We start from the raw sequence: 16,060 nt of genomic DNA, 5'->3' as shown, positions 1-16,060 counted from the left end.
GCCCATCGCGCCGCCGACCGTGAAGGATGGACGCAGACGTGACCGACAGTGCTGGCACGCCGGCCGACCCGGACCACCCGGCCGGGGACACGCCGCAGGGCAGGTCGCAGGAAGAGTCGGGGACCACGGACTCGAACAGACAGCCCGAACCCGACAACCGCGCATCTCAGGGCGGTGCCCCGGACGCCGACGCCCCACGGGGCCCCGGCGACGGGGACGGCGACAGGGACGGCGACAGGGCCGACGCCGGTCCCGGCGGCCGCGAGAGCGCTGAGAGCGGCGTAGGCAGCGGCGAAAGCGCTGAGGACGGCGAAGACAGCGGTGCCGGCCGAAGCGGCGCAGTCGGCGTGGAGACCTGGGCCGCCAGCCCCAAGGACGGCAGCGCCTCCCGGCGTAAGCGGCCCTGGCTGCGTTGGGCCGCCCTCGGCGCGTCGTTCCTCGTGCTGGTCTCCGCGGGGGCGGGCTGGTGGCTGTACAAGAAGCTCGACGGCAACATCACCACCGACACCAGCGCCGCCGCCGAACTGAAGGTGTACGAGAAGGAGCGGCCCGCCCCGGTCGTCACGGATGCCATAAACATCCTGCTCATCGGGTCCGACAGCCGGGCCGGCGACAACCGGAAGTACGGCCGTGACGACGGCGGCAGCCAGCGCTCGGACACCACGATCCTGCTGCACCTCGCGGCGGACCGGAAGAGTGCGACGGCGGTGTCCCTGCCGCGCGACCTGATGGTGGAGATCCCCAGCTGTCGCACCGGGGACGACAAGAAGAGCCGTCAGCGGTTCGCCCAGTTCAACAGCGCGTTCGAGCTCGGCGGCACCGCCTGCACGATCCGTACGGTGGAGCGGCTGACCGGCATCCGCATCGACCACCACATGGTCGTCGACTTCAACGGGTTCAAGGACATGGTCGACGCCGTGGACGGAGTCGAGATCTGCCTCAAGAAGCCGGTCGACGACAAGGACGCGCGTCTCGAACTCCCGGCCGGGCGGCAGACGCTGAACGGCGAGCAGGCACTCGGCTACGTACGGGCGCGCAAGTCCATCGGCGACGGCAGCGACACCGAGCGGATGGAACGCCAGCAGAAGTTCCTCGGCGCCCTGGTCAACAAGATGCAGAGCAACGGCGTCCTGCTCAACCCGACGCGGCTCTACCCGGTCCTGGACGCGGCGACCAAGTCGCTCACCACCGACCCGGAGCTGAACTCCCTGCGGGACCTGTACGACCTGGTGCGGAGCATGCGGGACGTGCCGACCGACCAGGTGCAGTTCCTGACCGTGCCCCGACAGCCGTACCGCCAGGACACGAACCGGGACGAACTGGTCGAACCGGATGCGGGCGATCTGTTCAGGCAACTGCGTGAGGACAGGCCCGTGGCCGTGGTCCCCGCGGACGAGCTCAAGGACGCCGAGAAGGACGCCGTGACGGACGCCGAGAAGGGCACCGAGAAGGACACCGAGAAGGACGCGGAACAGGGCGAAGGCGCGGATCAGGGGACCGGCCAGGACGGCAAGCCGGACGACACCGGCTCCGAGAGCCCCACCCCGACGCCCACCTATTCGGGCTCGAGCGCTGCGGACGACCTGTGTGAGCAGTAAAGCAATTGCCAAGACACACAAGACAATCAGCGCGTAATGGGAAGAATGCCCGGTTGTAAGGAGCGTGGTGTGGGTCACGCACGTCGCTCCTTCACGAACCGGGCGGATAGTGTGACGCGATCCGGTGCTTCCGGCCATCAGGTCGTGCACTGCCGGAGCGAAGGAACGAGCGCCTTGCCGGGGGAGGGCGCCTCGCGTGGCACCGACGGAGGACTCAGGCAACCGTGGATGCGCAAAGCCGTGGGCGGGCGGACGATATCGACCCCGCAGACCAGTGGGTACTTAACCCGCACACCGGCCATTACGAACTGCGACTGGACCAATCCGCAGGGGAGCCGCCGGTCGCGGCTCGTACGGCCACTGTCGACGGTCCCGGGCGCCGGGAGGGCGGTTCCCATTCCCGTGAGGGTTCCGCCGGGACTCCGCGCCGCGAAGTGCCCGGCCAGCGCAGCCGCCGGTCCTCCCAGAGCGCCGGGCGCGGCCCGGAGGCCGTGGCCGCCGCGGGGCGCCGCAAGCGCAAGTCCCCCAAGGCGCGCCGGAAGAGGGCGCTGATGTGGACGGGCGGGGTGACGGCGGTCCTGGTCGTCTCCGCCTCCGTGGGCGCGTACGCCCTGTACCAGCGGTTCAACGGCAACATCGACACCGTCGACATCGGCGACGCGGGCAACAAGGACGTCCTCGGCGACGGCCCGATGAACATTCTGATCATCGGCACCGACAAGCGGACCGGTAAGGGCAACGAGGGGTACGGCGACAAGGGCAGCGAGGGCCACGCCGACACCAACATCCTCTTCCACGTCTCCGAGGACCGCACCAACGCGACGGCGATGAGCATCCCGCGCGACCTGATGACGAACATCCCGGACTGCGAGACGAAGCAGCGGGACGGGTCGGGGAAGGTCATCCCGGGCACCCCGAACGCACGCTTCAACATCAGTCTCGGCCAGGACGGCCGCGACCCCGGCTGCACGATGCGGACGGTCGAGACGATCACCGGCATCATGCCCGACCACTTCATGATGGTCGACTTCAACGCGGTCAAGGAACTGACCACCGCGGTCGGTGGCGTGAAGGTCTGCATGGCCAAGCCGGTCGACGACCCGAAGTCCCATCTGAAGCTCCCGAAGGGCGAGTCGAAGGTGCAGGGCGAGATGGCGCTGGCCCTGCTGCGCACGCGGCACAGCTTCGGCAACGAGAGCGACCTCGACCGGATCAAGGTGCAGCAGCAGTTCCTCGGCTCGATGATCCGGGAGATGAAGTCGAGCGACACCCTGACCGACCCGACGAAGCTGTTCAAGCTGGCCGACGCGGCGACCAGCGCCCTCACGGTCGACAAGGGGATCGGCAGCGCGAAGAAGCTGATGACCCTCGCCCAGGAGATCGGCAAGGTCGACACCAAGAACATCACCTTCGTCACGATGCCGGTCAAGGACAACCCGGCCGAGCCCACGCCCATCACCGTCGTCGTGGACGAGACGAAGGGTGAACAGCTCTTCGCGATGATGCGCTCCGACACCTCGCTGACCGAGGTGAAGCAGAAGGAGAAGGCCGCCAAGGGCAAGCAGGCGGCCCTGCTCAAGGGCCCGAAGGCCGACCCCGCCGACGTACGCGTGGACGTCCTCAACGGCGGCGAGATCCCGGGTGCGGCGGGCGCGACCGTCACCTGGCTGCAGAACCAGCAGGGCGTGCCGAAGTCCACGAACAAGGCCAACGCCCCCGAGCGGATCAAGAAGACGACCCTGGCCTACGCGCCCGACCAGGCCGACCAGGCCCGGGCTCTCGCCGAGATGATGGGCCTGTCCGCCGCGGCCATGAAGCAGGGCACCACCGAAGCCGAAGGGCTGCAGGCGATGGTGCTGACGCTGGGGGCGGACTTCAAGGGCGCGGGCATACCCATCACCGGGCCGGCGAAGGCGCCGGAGAACATCCAGCGGGCAAGTGCCGACAAGGCGGAATGCGCACAGTGACACCGCGTCACCGCGTCGCAGCGGAAATCTGAACAGCATGGGGGGTCCGGTGGGACGGAGCAGTACGCCTGGGGAGGGGACACGGTCACACGTCCGGTCCCCGGATCGCCGCGGCCGGGGCGAGGTCCGGAACGGGAGCGATACGGACCGGGTGCGCCGTGAGGGCGGAGCCGGCGGGCCGGCCACGAACAGGGCCGGTGACGGGCCGGGGCGGCGGGGTGGGAGCAGCGGGGGCCGGAGCAACCGCCGCGCCCCGAAGAGCGGCAGACGGCGTGTGCTCCGCTGGGCCTCCTCCGCGCTCGCCCTGCTGATACTCGGCGCCGGTGGGGCCGGCTATCTCTACTACGAGCACCTCAACAGCAACATCAAGAAGGAGGATCTGACCCTCGGCGACAAACAGATGGCCGACCACAAGGCCAACGCCGCCGGTCAGACCCCGCTCAACATCCTGCTCATCGGCTCCGACGCGCGGGACTCCAAGGCGAACCAGAAGCTGGGCGGCGCGAAGGATACCTTCGGCTCCCCACCGCTCGCCGACGTGCAGATGCTGCTCCATCTCTCCGCGGACCGCTCCAACCTCTCCGTGGTCAGCATGCCGCGCGACACCATGCTCAGAATGCCGAAGTGCACGGCCCCGGACGGCGAGGTCTTCCCGGCCAGCACGGGGGACGTGCAGACCAACAAGAGTCTGAGCCGCGGCGGACCGGGCTGCACGGTGGCCGCCTGGTACGAGCTGACCGGCATCCGGATCGACCACTTCATGATGATCGACTTCGCCGGTGTGGTCTCGATGGCCGACGCGATCGGCGGCGTCCCGGTCTGTGTGACCGCCAACATCCACTCACGCGGCCGCAACAACCGTGGTGGTTCCGGACTGAAGCTGGAGAAGGGCACCACCTACGTCAAGGGTGAGCAGGCCCTCCAGTGGCTGCGCACCCGGTACGGCTTCGAGGACGGCAGCGACCTCGCGCGGGCCAAGGCCCAGCACCAGTACATGAACTCGATGGTGCGTCAGCTACGCAAGGGCACCAAGCTCACCGACCCGGGCAAACTGATGAACCTGGCCGAGGCCGCGACCGAAGCGCTGACGGTCGACAAGGGGCTCGACACGGTCAAGAAGCTCTACGACCTGGCCGAGGAGCTCAAGAAGGTCCCGACGAAGCGCATCACGATGTCGACCATGCCGAACGTGTACGGGACCGGCGTCAACGCCGGCCGGGTCTACCCGAAGGCGGGCGACGCGGAGCAGCTGTTCCGGATGGTCCGCGAGGACATGCCGCTGGACGGCAAGGCGTCCAAGCGGAAGAAGGTCGAGGCGAAGGACCCGTCCGCGCCGGTCGGCGAGATCGCCGTCGCCGTACGGAACGGGACCGCCACCGACGCGCTGGGGCCGGCCTCGGGACGCGCGGGTGACGTGGAGAAGCTGCTGAAGGAGGCGGGCTTCGCCAGGACCACCGTCGATCGCGGGAACGTGGCCGGGACGGCGCGGACCGGAATCCTGTATCCGAGCGCGGAGCTGGAGGGCGACGCCCAGGCGGTCGCCAAGGCGCTCGGCATCCCGGTCTCCCAGGTGAAGAAGTCGACCGACGTCTCGGGCATCGCGCTCGCCGTGGGCGCCGACTGGCGCGAGGACGGCGCCTACCCCGTCTCCAAGGGCACGGAGAAGACACCGGATTCGGCGGGGGCGCAGAACGGCGAGGAGAAGGGCTGTATGAAGGTCAACCCGCAGTACACGTGGTGACCCGGTAGCCGAACGTTCGCGGAGGAAGGGCCCCACCGGCTGACCGGTGGGGCCCTTCGCGTACGGAGCGTCTGCGCCGCGTACGGAGCGTCTGCGCCGCGTACGGGGCATCCGCACCGCGTACGGGGCGTACGGGGCGTACGGAACCTGCCGGATCAGACCCTCTCGCTGCTGCTGTCGCTGCTGTCGCGGCTTGCGAGCGAGGGGCGGCGGCTGGCGATGACCCGCTTCGCCAGGGAGCGCGGGCTGGTAAGGAAGCCGAAGCCCCAGCACATGTGCATGGTCGCCAGCGCCACCGGGATCTGCGCGCGGGCCTTCAGCGAGAGGCCCTTGCCGGCGGGCAGGGACCCGGCGACGATCGCGGCCACGTACCCGCCGGGGACGACCAGGGCCCAGGGGGTGACGGCCGCGCCCGCCACCAGGCCCGCCGCGATGGCGACGACGGCGGTCGGCGGGGCGAGGTAGCGCAGGTTGATCGAGCCGGAGTGGTAGCGGGCCACCACGTGGCGCCAGCGGCCGTAGTCCTTGTACTGCTTGGCGAGCGCCTTCACCGTGGGGCGCGGGCGGTACTGGACCTTCAGCTCGGGCGAGAACCAGATCAGCCCGCCCGCCTCGCGGATGCGGAAGTTCAGCTCCCAGTCCTGGGCGCGGATGAACTCGACGTTGTAGCCCTCCGCCTTCTCCAGCGCCTCGCGGCGGAAGACGCCCAGGTACACCGTCTCGGCCGGGCCCGCCTGGCCGCCGGTGTGGAAGGCCGCGTTGCCGACGCCGATCTTCGAGGTCATCGCGGCGGCGACGGCGTCCTCCCAGGCGTTCTCGCCCTCGGCGTGCATGATGCCGCCGACGTTCTGCGCACCGGTCTCCTCCAGGAGGCGGACAGCGGTCGCGATGTAGTTCGGGGAGAGCATGCCGTGGCCGTCGACGCGTACGACGACGGGGTGGCGGGACGCCTTGATCGCCGCGTTGAGGGCGGCGGGGGTGCGGCCGGTGGGGTTGGGGACCGTGTGGACCCGGGGGTCCTCGGCGACCAGCTCGGCCGCGATCTCGTCCGTGCGGTCGGTGGAGGGGCCGAGCGCGATCACGACCTCCATCTCACCGGCGTACTCCTGCTCCAGGATGTGCCGGACCGAGTTCCTGAGATGGCGTTCCTCGTTGAGCACCGGCATGATCACGGAGACGGCGGGGTACTGCGCGGCAGACATGTGGTCCTCGGGGATTCCTCGGGGGCGCCGGGGGGTTCCGCACCCCAGGAGGCGGCGTCATTCGGCCGCCACGTTACCGCGAATGGGGGACACCGGTGCGCGCCGCCGGGTCGTGGGCCGGGACGGAGATCGTATGGGCCTACCGTGCGATGGTCCCCGTGCACCGCAGAGGTGTCTCCGTCCCCCGTGCACCGCGGAGGTGTCTCCCCCCGTGCCCACCCCCCGCCCACCGCAGCGCCCACCGCACCCCCGCACCACTCCCCCGCGCCGCCGCCCCCCGCAGGGTGTGCGGCCGGTCCGCTCCCGGAAGCAGGACGAGCGGCCGCGCTGGGGCATGCGGGTGGCGACCGGGCTCTCCGTGCTGGTGCTGGGCGCGGGTGGGATCGGCCACGCTCTGGTGAGCAGCCTGGAGGGCGGGATCGGCCGGGTCGACCCGTTCAAGGACATGAAGAACCGCCCCCGGTCCGGGCACGGCACGAATCTGCTGCTCGTGGGCACCGACGGCCGGGACTCCATCACCAAGGCGGAGAAGCGGAAGTACCGGCTGGGCGGCGCCCCCTGCCACTGCACCGACACGATCATGCTGGTCCACCTCTCGGCCGACAAGCAGCGGGCGAGCGTCGTGAGCCTGCCCCGGGACAGCTACGCCGAGGTTCCCGCGCACACGGACCGCACGACCGGCAAGAAGCACGCGAGTCACCCGGTGAAGCTGAACGCCGCCTACGCGGAGGGCGGGCCGACGCTGACCGTACGCACGGTCGAGCACATGACCGGCGTCAAGATCGACCACTATCTGGAGGTCGACTTCACCAGCTTCATGAAGACCGTCGACGTGGTGGGCGGCGTGCAGATCTGTACGGCCCGGCCGATGAAGGACACGTACACCGGTCTGAACCTGCCCGCGGGCACCCATCGGCTCGACGGCGGCCGGGCCCTGCAGTACGTACGCTCGCGCCATGTCGACGTCGCCTCCGACCTGGGCCGGATGCAGCGCCAGCAGAAGTTCGTGGCAGCGCTGATCAAGCAGGCGACCAGCAACGGGGTGCTGTTGAACCCGGTGCGGTTCCAACGGGTCTCCGCGTCGGTGCTGGGCTCGGTCCGGGCCGACGAGGGGTTCGGTACGGAGCAGATGCTGACGCTCGGCAAGGCGATGAAGGACTTCAGCCCGGCCTCATCCGAGTTCACCTCCGTACCGGTCGGCAATCCGAGCTTCCCGGTGAAGGGGATCGGCTCCACGGTCCAGTGGGACGCGGCGAAGTCGAAGAAGCTGTTCCTGGCGCTGCGCGAGGACAGACCGCTGGTGCCGGCGAAGCCGAAGCCCGCGGCGGGCGCACCGGGGCAGGCGCGGACGGTTCTGGTGGACGTGGCGCCGGAGGAGATCCGGGTGCAGGTCTACAACGGCACCCCGAAGGACGGTCTCGGCAAGGTCGTGGACGCCGCCCTGCGCGCCACCGGCTTCAACACCACCGACGCCCCCCTCAACGGAAAGCTGCGGAACGTGGAGCGGACGCTCGTGACGTACGACCCGCGCTGGGACCGGTCGGCGCAGTCGCTGGCCACCGCGTTGCCCTGGAGCGAGCTGAAGGCGGTGCAGGGACAGGGCCCCACGATGGAGGTGACGGCCGGCGCGGACTTCCGGAAGGTGCGGCCGGTGCGGGCGGAGAACCGGCAGGAGGGCGAGTTCGCCACGGTGACGGGCGACGAGGTGGTCTGCCCGTAGGGCGTTTCCCGGACCTCAGTCGTCCCTACCTTGTTGATCGGGCTGAGCGAGCCATTCGTAGGGTTGGCTCACCCAGGGGTGCCGGGTGTGGCTTTCAGTCGTCTGCCGTAGTTGTGGCTTCCGTCGATTCGCCGCCCGGCGCCCCACGACGACTCGGCTGCTCATGAGGAATTGCGGCACTGATCGCTCAGTAGGGACTCGACAGCGAGGTCGTCCGTGGTACCTGTCCGAACACGACCTGCGGAGTAGCGAGTGACAGCGATCTGGGCCGGTATCGACGCCGGGAAGACCCATCACCACTGCGTGGTGATCGACGACACCGGCAAGCGGCTGCTGTCCCGGCACGTCGCCAACGACGAGAACGACCTGCTCAAGCTACTCGGAGACGTTCTCGATCTGGGCGACGAAGCGACATGGGGCATCGACCTGGACCAAGCCCGCATCCGGCGCGACCTCACGCCCTTGCGGCCCGGCGACGAGCTGGTGTCCGAGCTGAAAGTCCTCACTCGCCACCGCCGAGATCTCAGCGACGACCGCACCCGGACCATCAACCGGCTCCGCGGCCACCTCACCGAGATCTTCCCCGGCCTGGAACGTGAACTCGACCTGGGCAACACCGGCCCCCTGGTGCTGCTGACCGGCTACCAGACCCCAGCAGCCATCCGCCGCACCGGCCGGCGACGCCTGGCCACCTGGCTGCGCAACCGCAAGGTCCGCAGCGCAGACGAACTCGCCGCCAAGGCCGTCCAGGCGGCCGAAGGACAACACACCACCGTCCCCGGCGAGGAAATGACCGCCCACGTCGTGCACTCCCTGACCAGGGAGGTGATGGCCCTCAACGAGAAGATCGCGGAGACCGACCAGCTCATAGAGGGCCGGTTTCGCCGCCACCGCAACGCGGAAGTGATCACGAGTATGCCCGGCATCGGTGTCCTGCTGGGCGCCGAATTCCTGGCTGCCACCGGCGGAGATATGGACGCCTTCGCCAGCCCGGACCGGCCGGCCGCCTTCGCCGGCGTCTCCCCGGTGCCTCGTGACTCCGGGAAGGTGAGCGGCAACCTGCACCGTCCCACCCGCTACAGCCGACGCCTCCAACGCGTCTTCCACACCTCCGCATTGATCAGCATCCGCTGCTGCGACGAATCCCGGCGCTTCTACGACCGCAAGCGCGCCGAAGGCAAACGACACAGCCAGGCCGTCATGGCCCTCGCCCGCCGCAGGGTCAACGTTCTATGGGCCCTTCCGCGTGACGGACGGTGCTACGACCCCACACCGCCCGTCACACTGGCCGCTTGACATCTCCATGAGGAATCGATGCCGTCGGCGACGCGCTTCTCCCGCAGCTCCTTGATCGCCCGGCGGCGGGCCAGCCGGTGGGTTCGCCGGATCTGCGCCTCCTGGTAGCGCCGCTTGTCGCGCTCGGTCTCGGGGATCACCGGCGGTACGCGGCGCGGCTTGCCGTCCCCGTCGACGGCGGCGAAGACCAGGTAGGCGCTGCCGACCTGCTGGGCGGGGGTCGACTCGTTCCAGCGCTCGGCCATCACGCGGACGCCGACCTCCATGGAGGAGCGGCCGGTCCAGTTCACCTGGGCGCGTACGTGAACGAGGTCGCCCACCCGGACCGGCTCCAGGAACACCATCTCGTCCATCGACGCCGTGACCGCCGGCCCGCCGGAGTGCCGTCCGGCCACGGCACCCGCCGCGTCGTCGACCAGTTTCATGATCACGCCACCGTGCACCGTCCCCAGGAGGTTGGTGTCGCTGCCGGTCATGATGTGGCTGAGGGTGGTCCGGGACGCGGCGGTGGGCTTGCCCGGAATCTCTTCCTCCGAGCGGGTCTCCGCGTGGGTGGCCTGATCTGTCATACAGTCCACCTTATGCGCGGCCAGTCCACCTCGTGCGCGGGCCCGGATCGCGCGGAATGCATCAGCTTCGCAACAGCCCTGGTGCGATTTCCCTTACACCCTGTAATAGCTGTGGGTCGGCGCGGCACACTGTTCGGATGAACGATTGGCCCGATCGACGGACCGGCGACCGCAGTGAGCGCTACGGGCGGGGCAGTGCCAGCCCCCAGCCCGAGGGCGCCCGGGCGATGCCCCACATCCAGCGCCGCCCGGCCCCGCCGCAGAGGCCGACGGTGCCCCCGCAGAGCCAGGGGTACGACGACCGCTACCAGGACGGCTCCTCCGGCTACGGCAACAGCCCCGAGCCCGGTTACGACAGCGGCTACAACACCGGCCAGGTCTACGGCGCCGGGTCCGGCGGCGGAGGCCGGGGCGGTCGCGGCGGTGACGCGGGTTACGTCCAGGGCCGCCCGGCTCCGGACTGGCGCCGCCGGATCAAGCTCGGCGCGCTGACCCTGGTGGTCGCGCTCCTCGTGATCTCCGTCTCCACGTACTTCTGGGCCGACGGCAAGCTGAAGCGCGAGGTCGACCTCGCCAAGGTCATCGAGCGGCCGGAAGCGGGCGACGGCACGAACTACCTGATCGTCGGCTCCGACAGCCGTGAGGGCATGTCAGCCGAGGAGAAGAAGCGGCTGCGCACCGGTTCCGCCGAGGGCAAGCGCACCGACTCGATGATGATCCTGCACGACGGCTCCAACGGCCCGACGCTGATCTCCCTGCCGCGCGACTCCCAGGTGGAGATCCCCTCCTTCAAGGGGTCCGAGTCCGGCAAGATGTTCCCGGGCACCGGCCGGCAGGTGAAGCTGAACGCCGCGTACGCCGAGGACGGCCCCGAACTGCTGGTGCGTACCGTCGAGTTCAACACCGGGCTGCACATCGACCACTACGTCGAGATCGGCTTCGGCGGCTTCGCCAAGATCGTGGACGCGATCGGCGGGGTCGAGATGGACATCCCGGAGGCGTTCAAGGACAAGAAGTCCGGCGCCGACTTCCAGGCCGGGAAGCAGACGCTGAACGGCGAGCAGTCCCTGGCCTTCGTCCGCACCCGGTACGCGTTCGCGGGCAGCGACCTGGACCGTACGAAGAACCAGCAGAAGTTCCTCGCGGCGCTGGCGAGCCAGACGGCGACCCCGTCCACCATCCTCAACCCGTTCAAGCTCTACCCCACGATGGGCGCGGGCCTGGACACGCTGGTCGTGGACAAGGACATGTCGCTCTGGGCGCTGGGCAACATGTTCTTCGCCATGAAGGGCGTCACGGGCGGCGACGGTACGTCGATGAACATGCCGATCTCGGGCACCAACGGCGGCAACCTGGTCTGGGACAAGGCGAAGGTGAAGCAGCTCGTGGAGCAGCTGAAGAACGACGAGAAGGTCACGGTCAAGGGCAACTGAGGTCCCTCGCAAGGTTGTTGCAGGGGGGCGACGCGCGGTCGTCGCAGGGGCGACGCGCGGTCGTCGCAGGGGTGACGCGCGGTCGTCGCAGGGGTGACGCGCGGTCGTCGCGGGGGTGACGCGCGGTCGTCGCGGGGGTGACGCGCGGTCGTCGCGGGGAGGGGAGCGTCACCTACGTGCCGTAGGTGATGTTCCCCTCCTCGTCCATGAGGGGATGAACCTGCGAGGGGCCGTAGTCGTCCGTGTCGGACGGGCGCGGCTCCTCCGGCCCGTCGGGCCCGATGCGCATCACACGCTCGACCCGCACGAGCTCGAACCGGAGCCCCCGCACCAGGAGTTCGTCGGTTCTTCGGCGCGCCCTGAACTTCTTCGCGGCCCGCTCGCCGATCGCCTGCTCCTACGGAACGTCGTCGGGAGGAGCACGCCCCCCCGGGGTGGGTGGCCAACGCCCGCTGGGAGTCGGCCCGTACGTCATCGGGAAGCGGCCGGCGGTGTAGGAGAGCTGGAGCAGCCCGGGCCCGGAAGCCGGTGTCGAGTTCGCCCAGCAGCCGCCAGAAAAGGACGTCCGGCGGGCGGAGTTGCACCGCGCTCGAATCGTCCGCCGGATCGATGTCCAGGTCGAGATCGGGCTCGGATACGTCTTCGTCAGCCATGGTGCGCGGCGTAGGGACGGCTGGCAGCACCGAGGGGTGGATCCCCGGAGATCCACCCAAAAACGCTGCTCAGGCCGGGTCGTGGCGCTTCACGCCCCGGTGAGGGGCCACCGGATCGTGGCCGACCGCGACCCGGTGCGCCATGAAGTCAAAGGCCTTAAGAACCAAGAGAAATCACCCAACCCCACCCCACCCGGCCCCGGTGGTCAGCAGCGGGAGGGGCTGGTCACCCACACGGGTGAGATTCACCAACTGGGCTGAATTTCGGACGGGTTGGCAGGCATATGCTCACGCTGACCGACACCCAGACATGAGACGGCCCCCGCCGGGACGGCAATCCCGAACGAGGGCCTGACCACCAAGGAAGAGACAGAGACTTCCCGATGGATACCAGCACGATATCGCCCTCACCCGCGCCCTGGCAGAGCTCCCCGGGCCCCTTCCGTCCTCCGGCGTGATCCACATCGCGATCCCGCACACCAGCCGCTTCACGATCGTCGGCAACCACCTCGCGCAGCACGCCGAGCTCTCGCTCGTCGCGATCGGCATCGGCGTCCACATCCAGTCGCTGCCCGCCGGGTCCAAGGTCGGCATCAAGGCGCTCGCCGCCCGCTTCACCGAGGGTGAGACGAGAATCGCCGCCGCCCTGCGTGAGCTGGAGGCCCACGGCTACCTGCACCGGACCCGTGTCCGTCTGGCGAACGGCCGGATGGTCACCCGCACGGCGTTCTGCAACCAGCCGGGGGCGCTGGAAGCGCGAGGCGGGGCGGTGGTGGCGCCAGCGGTAGCGCAGGTGCCCGTGCCGTTGGTGGTGCCTGTGGCACCTGCGGCGCCCGCTCCCGTGCCGGTGGTGGCGCCCGTAGCACCTGCGGTGCCCACGCCCGCGCCCGGGCCCGCACCCCCACCTGCGCCCGAGCCCACCCCCGTACCGGAGGAATCGCATCCCCCGGTCCGCGTACCGTCGCGCACCGCGCCCGCGCCACGGCGCCGACCGCTCCCCCAGCCCCGCGAGCTCACCCCGGAGCTTCGGCAGGCATCCTCCGCGCTCCTCGCCGACCTGCGGCGTCACACGAAGGAGCTGGTGCTCTCCGAGGAGGACGTCGAGGAGCTGGTGCCCGGTGTGGCCGCCTGGCTGGAGCGTGACGCGCACCCCGACACGATCCGCCACGCTCTGACGACGGAGCTCCCGCAGCCGCCCAGGTACCCGGCGAAGATCGTCAAGCACCGCCTCACCGTGCTCCTGCCGCCGCCGCTCCCCGGCACCACGGAGCTGGCTCCGGTCCGCCGCACGCTCGTGATCCCCCTCCAGAACTGCGACCGCTGCGACCGCGCGTTCCGCTCCCCTGCGCCGGGTCACTGCCGCGGCTGCCGGAGCGAGCTGCTGGAGGCGGCCTAGCGTGAAGGGGACGACTCCTGCCCCTGGGCAGCGACGACGAGGAGTGGGCACGATGGCCATCGCCCCGGACGACGCACGGCGCGACGCCCACCTCTACCAGGCCATGCGGGAGTTCGTCGCCAGCGCGGACGACACCCTTCCCGGGAAATTCGGGATCACCCGGGAAGGGATCGTGCACGACATGATGGCCCCGGGACGCCCCCACGAACTCACCGCAGCCCAGGTGAGTCGCCGCCTGGAGAAGGAGATGCCGGTCCCGCTCCTGGGCATCCCGGTCTACGCGGTCTTCGACCCGCGCACCGGTTCCGGGGCCGTGCTCTGCGACATCCACCGGACGCCGGGCGGGCCGCGCTATGCGACATCCACCGGACGCCGGACGGGCCGCGCCATGCGACCCGTGAGGACTTCGTGTACGGGGAGGACGTCACGATCGCCGAGTGGACGATCTCGACGGACGGTCTCCCGCGTTACGCCTGACGCCCCCGCCCTACGCCCCGCCCATCAGGGGAGCTTGACGCAGACCGCTGTCTCGCCGAGCGAATGGGTGCGTCACCGGCTCGGGTCCCCCAGGCTGTCCACGACCGTCCGGTCGGGGCCGAGGATCAAGTTGCCCGCGAGCAGTGTTCCGCCGGGGCGGAGCAGGCGGCGGAGCTCCTGGACGATGTCGGCGGTCGGGGTGAACCCGTCGAAGAAGGCCATGTCGTAGGCCCCGGTGACCAGCGTGGCGAGGACCTTCTCCGCAGTGCCGTGGTGCACGTCGATCCGTTCGGCCATGTGGTGGCGAGCGATGTGGGCGCGGGCCGCGTGAGCGTGATCGCCGTCCATCTCGACGCTCTCGACTCGCGCCGTCGGTACCGCGTCGGCCATCGACAGGGCCGTGTACCCGAGGGCGGTACCGACCTCGATGATCCGTCGGGCGCCGATGGCGGCGGCGAGGGACGCGGGCAGGGAACCCTCGCCGCGCATCGAACAGATGGCGCTGGCACGGGACCGGCTGGACCATGCATCGACCTGCCGGAGCGAGAACCCTCTCGCATGCCCCACCTTTCTGGCCGGCCTGCGCGAGCTGCTTCCCGCGGACAACCCCTCGGCCGCGGCACGCTTCCCGCTCTGAGCACCGCCGCTCGCGCGCGTGCGGGGGTGGGGCCACCGCGTCATCGGCGTCAGCCCGGCCCGGGGCTCTGCGGTTCGAGTCCGGCGAAGTCCTCGTGCAGTGCGTCGAGATGACGGCCCGTCGGTACACCGGCCGGGTCCAGCTCCGCCAGCCGCCAGCCGGGCAGTTGCTCCTCCACCTCGGCGGGCAGCGATCCGTCCGCCGGGTCGGCCAGGGCGTACAGCACCCCGAACGCGGTCTCCCGGGCCACCTCACGGGCCAGCTCGCCGAGGTCCTCGGGGGTGAGCCCGGCGGCGAGGGCGCGGTCGACGGCTGCGGCGGCCACGCCGTCGCTGCGATAGGCGGCCACCCACCGGGGCGCGTCCGTGCCCCAGGCGTCGACGTCCTGCCACACCGTCCGCAGGAACCGGTAGCGGGCGAGCTGCGGGAGCCCCTCCTCGGCCTCGGATTCGGCCCAGTCCGGGGCGTCGCCGTCCGCCCCCAGGGCGCGGAAGAGGGCGGTGAGCCTGTCGAGTTCGGTCATGAGGTGGGAGGCTACCGGCCGTGGTCCGAACGGATGGGCCCACCTGGAGCGATGAGTTTCGGCGGGGTGCCCGGTCAGTACATCCGTAAGAGTTGGTGCCCCACGGGCCACCCGCCACGAGACGCCCGCCACGAGACGCCCGTACGCGATGACCGTTCGACATACCCAGGAGCCCCTGATGCGCACCCTGATCAGCACCGCCTTCGTTTCGCTCGACGGCGTCATGGAGGCCCCGGGCGGCGAGCCCGGTTACCGGAACTCGGGGTGGACCTTCAAGGACGTGGAGTTCCTCCCGGAGGCGTACGAGATCAAGGGCCGGGAGCAGGAGGAGGCCGGCGCCCTGATGTTGGGCCGGACCAGTTACGAGGCGTTCAGTCCGGTGTGGCCGGCGATGGAGGAGTTCGCCCAGTACAAGGTGATGCCGAAGTACGTCGTCTCCACCACGCTCAAGGAGGACGACCTGGTCTCCGACTGGGGCGAGACCACGATCCTGCGCTCCCTCGACGAGGTCGCCGCCCTCAAGGAGACCGAGGGCGCCCCGATCATCATCCACGGCAGCGCCGCCCTGAACCGCGGCCTGTCGGACGCCGGCCTGATCGACCGCTACCACCTGCTGGTCTTCCCGCTCCTGCTCGGCGCGGGCAAGCGGCTGTTCAGCGCGACGGACAAGGACGCGCAGAAGCTGAAGCTGGTCGAGTACGAGGCGTACGCGAACGGCATCCAGAAGAACGTGTTCGACGTCGTGCGCTGACGCACCGGCCCCCACAGTTCTATGCGACAACGTGACTGGAGTGCGGACCGCCCTTGTGGCGTGCCCGTGACCGTACGTAGCGTACTGACCACATGGA

At 70.0% G+C, this 16,060-nt stretch carries 12 protein-coding genes and 2 pseudogenes; 9 read left to right on the top strand and 5 right to left on the bottom strand.

Going from position 1 to position 16,060, the window contains the following annotated elements; genetic code table 11:
• Positions 1 to 26 precede the first annotated feature (26 nt).
• The 3 genes from ACIQAK_RS25380 to ACIQAK_RS25370 all read left to right on the top strand — a co-directional run bounded on the left by ACIQAK_RS25380 (position 27) and on the right by ACIQAK_RS25370 (position 5,306).
• Positions 27 to 1,598: an LCP family protein gene (locus ACIQAK_RS25380; protein ID WP_366392785.1), complete on the top strand. Its 1,572-nt coding sequence runs from the start codon at positions 27 to 29 to the stop codon at positions 1,596 to 1,598.
• A gap of 434 nt (positions 1,599 to 2,032) precedes the next feature.
• Positions 2,033 to 3,565, top strand: coding sequence for an LCP family protein (locus ACIQAK_RS25375; protein ID WP_366392784.1), 1,533 nt, complete (start codon positions 2,033 to 2,035; stop codon positions 3,563 to 3,565).
• A gap of 37 nt (positions 3,566 to 3,602) precedes the next feature.
• Entirely contained in the window at positions 3,603 to 5,306 is a 1,704-nt protein-coding gene (locus tag ACIQAK_RS25370) for an LCP family protein (RefSeq protein WP_366392783.1), read from the top strand.
• Positions 5,307 to 5,461: 155 nt separating this feature from the next.
• On the opposite strand, the gene ACIQAK_RS25365 is transcribed toward ACIQAK_RS25370, so the two are convergent.
• The gene (locus tag ACIQAK_RS25365) at positions 5,462 to 6,508 is read right to left on the bottom strand and encodes a glycosyltransferase family 2 protein (protein ID WP_366392782.1); all 1,047 of its coding nucleotides are present in this window, start codon (positions 6,506 to 6,508) and stop codon (positions 5,462 to 5,464) included.
• A 334-nt stretch (positions 6,509 to 6,842) separates the two neighbouring features.
• Between ACIQAK_RS25365 and ACIQAK_RS25360 the strand changes: the two genes are divergently transcribed.
• Positions 6,843 to 8,228 carry an LCP family protein gene (locus ACIQAK_RS25360; RefSeq protein ID WP_366392805.1) on the top strand — a complete coding sequence of 462 codons (1,386 nt, stop codon included), beginning with the start codon at positions 6,843 to 6,845 and terminating at the stop codon, positions 8,226 to 8,228.
• A gap of 252 nt (positions 8,229 to 8,480) precedes the next feature.
• Positions 8,481 to 9,524, top strand: coding sequence for an IS110 family transposase (locus ACIQAK_RS25355; protein WP_401849009.1), 1,044 nt, complete (start codon positions 8,481 to 8,483; stop codon positions 9,522 to 9,524).
• On the opposite strand, the gene ACIQAK_RS25350 is transcribed toward ACIQAK_RS25355, so the two are convergent.
• Positions 9,488 to 10,093 (bottom strand): acyl-CoA thioesterase, encoded by a 606-nt coding sequence (locus ACIQAK_RS25350; RefSeq protein ID WP_366391946.1) that lies wholly within the window; start codon positions 10,091 to 10,093, stop codon positions 9,488 to 9,490. The two genes, ACIQAK_RS25355 and ACIQAK_RS25350, sit on opposite strands and share 37 nt — an antisense overlap.
• A 137-nt stretch (positions 10,094 to 10,230) precedes the next feature.
• Here ACIQAK_RS25350 and ACIQAK_RS25345 point away from each other — a divergent pair, with 137 nt between their 5' ends.
• Positions 10,231 to 11,526: an LCP family protein gene (locus tag ACIQAK_RS25345; protein WP_366391945.1), complete on the top strand. Its 1,296-nt coding sequence runs from the start codon at positions 10,231 to 10,233 to the stop codon at positions 11,524 to 11,526.
• A 172-nt stretch (positions 11,527 to 11,698) separates the two neighbouring features.
• Here ACIQAK_RS25345 and ACIQAK_RS25340 read toward each other — a convergent pair.
• Positions 11,699 to 12,040 (bottom strand): annotated as a pseudogene (locus tag ACIQAK_RS25340) (DUF5954 family protein); the annotation flags it as partial.
• A 557-nt stretch (positions 12,041 to 12,597) separates the two neighbouring features.
• On the opposite strand from ACIQAK_RS25340, the gene ACIQAK_RS25335 reads away from it, so the two are divergent.
• Positions 12,598 to 13,575: a hypothetical protein gene (locus ACIQAK_RS25335; protein WP_366391953.1), complete on the top strand. Its 978-nt coding sequence runs from the start codon at positions 12,598 to 12,600 to the stop codon at positions 13,573 to 13,575.
• Between the two features lie 52 nt (positions 13,576 to 13,627).
• A pseudogene (locus ACIQAK_RS25330) lies at positions 13,628 to 14,052 on the top strand (hypothetical protein).
• 72 nt (positions 14,053 to 14,124) lie between these two features.
• On the opposite strand, the gene ACIQAK_RS25325 reads toward ACIQAK_RS25330, so the two are convergent.
• Complete coding sequence (locus ACIQAK_RS25325; RefSeq protein WP_366391944.1) at positions 14,125 to 14,541, bottom strand: class I SAM-dependent methyltransferase; 417 nt, start codon at positions 14,539 to 14,541, stop codon at positions 14,125 to 14,127.
• Between the two features lie 197 nt (positions 14,542 to 14,738).
• A complete protein-coding gene (locus ACIQAK_RS25320) occupies positions 14,739 to 15,212 on the bottom strand; it encodes a hypothetical protein (protein WP_366391943.1) in 474 nt (157 codons plus the stop codon).
• 178 nt (positions 15,213 to 15,390) lie between these two features.
• Here ACIQAK_RS25320 and ACIQAK_RS25315 point away from each other — a divergent pair, with 178 nt between their 5' ends.
• Positions 15,391 to 15,963 carry a dihydrofolate reductase family protein gene (locus ACIQAK_RS25315; protein ID WP_366391942.1) on the top strand — a complete coding sequence of 191 codons (573 nt, stop codon included), beginning with the start codon at positions 15,391 to 15,393 and terminating at the stop codon, positions 15,961 to 15,963.
• Positions 15,964 to 16,060: the final 97 nt, after the last annotated feature.

Source organism: Streptomyces sp. NPDC088706 (assembly GCF_044752765.1).
Classification (GTDB): Bacteria; Actinomycetota; Actinomycetes; order Streptomycetales; family Streptomycetaceae; genus Streptomyces.
The sequence above is the reverse complement of the archived record's forward strand: the minus strand, read 5'-3'. Positions and strand labels throughout refer to the sequence as shown.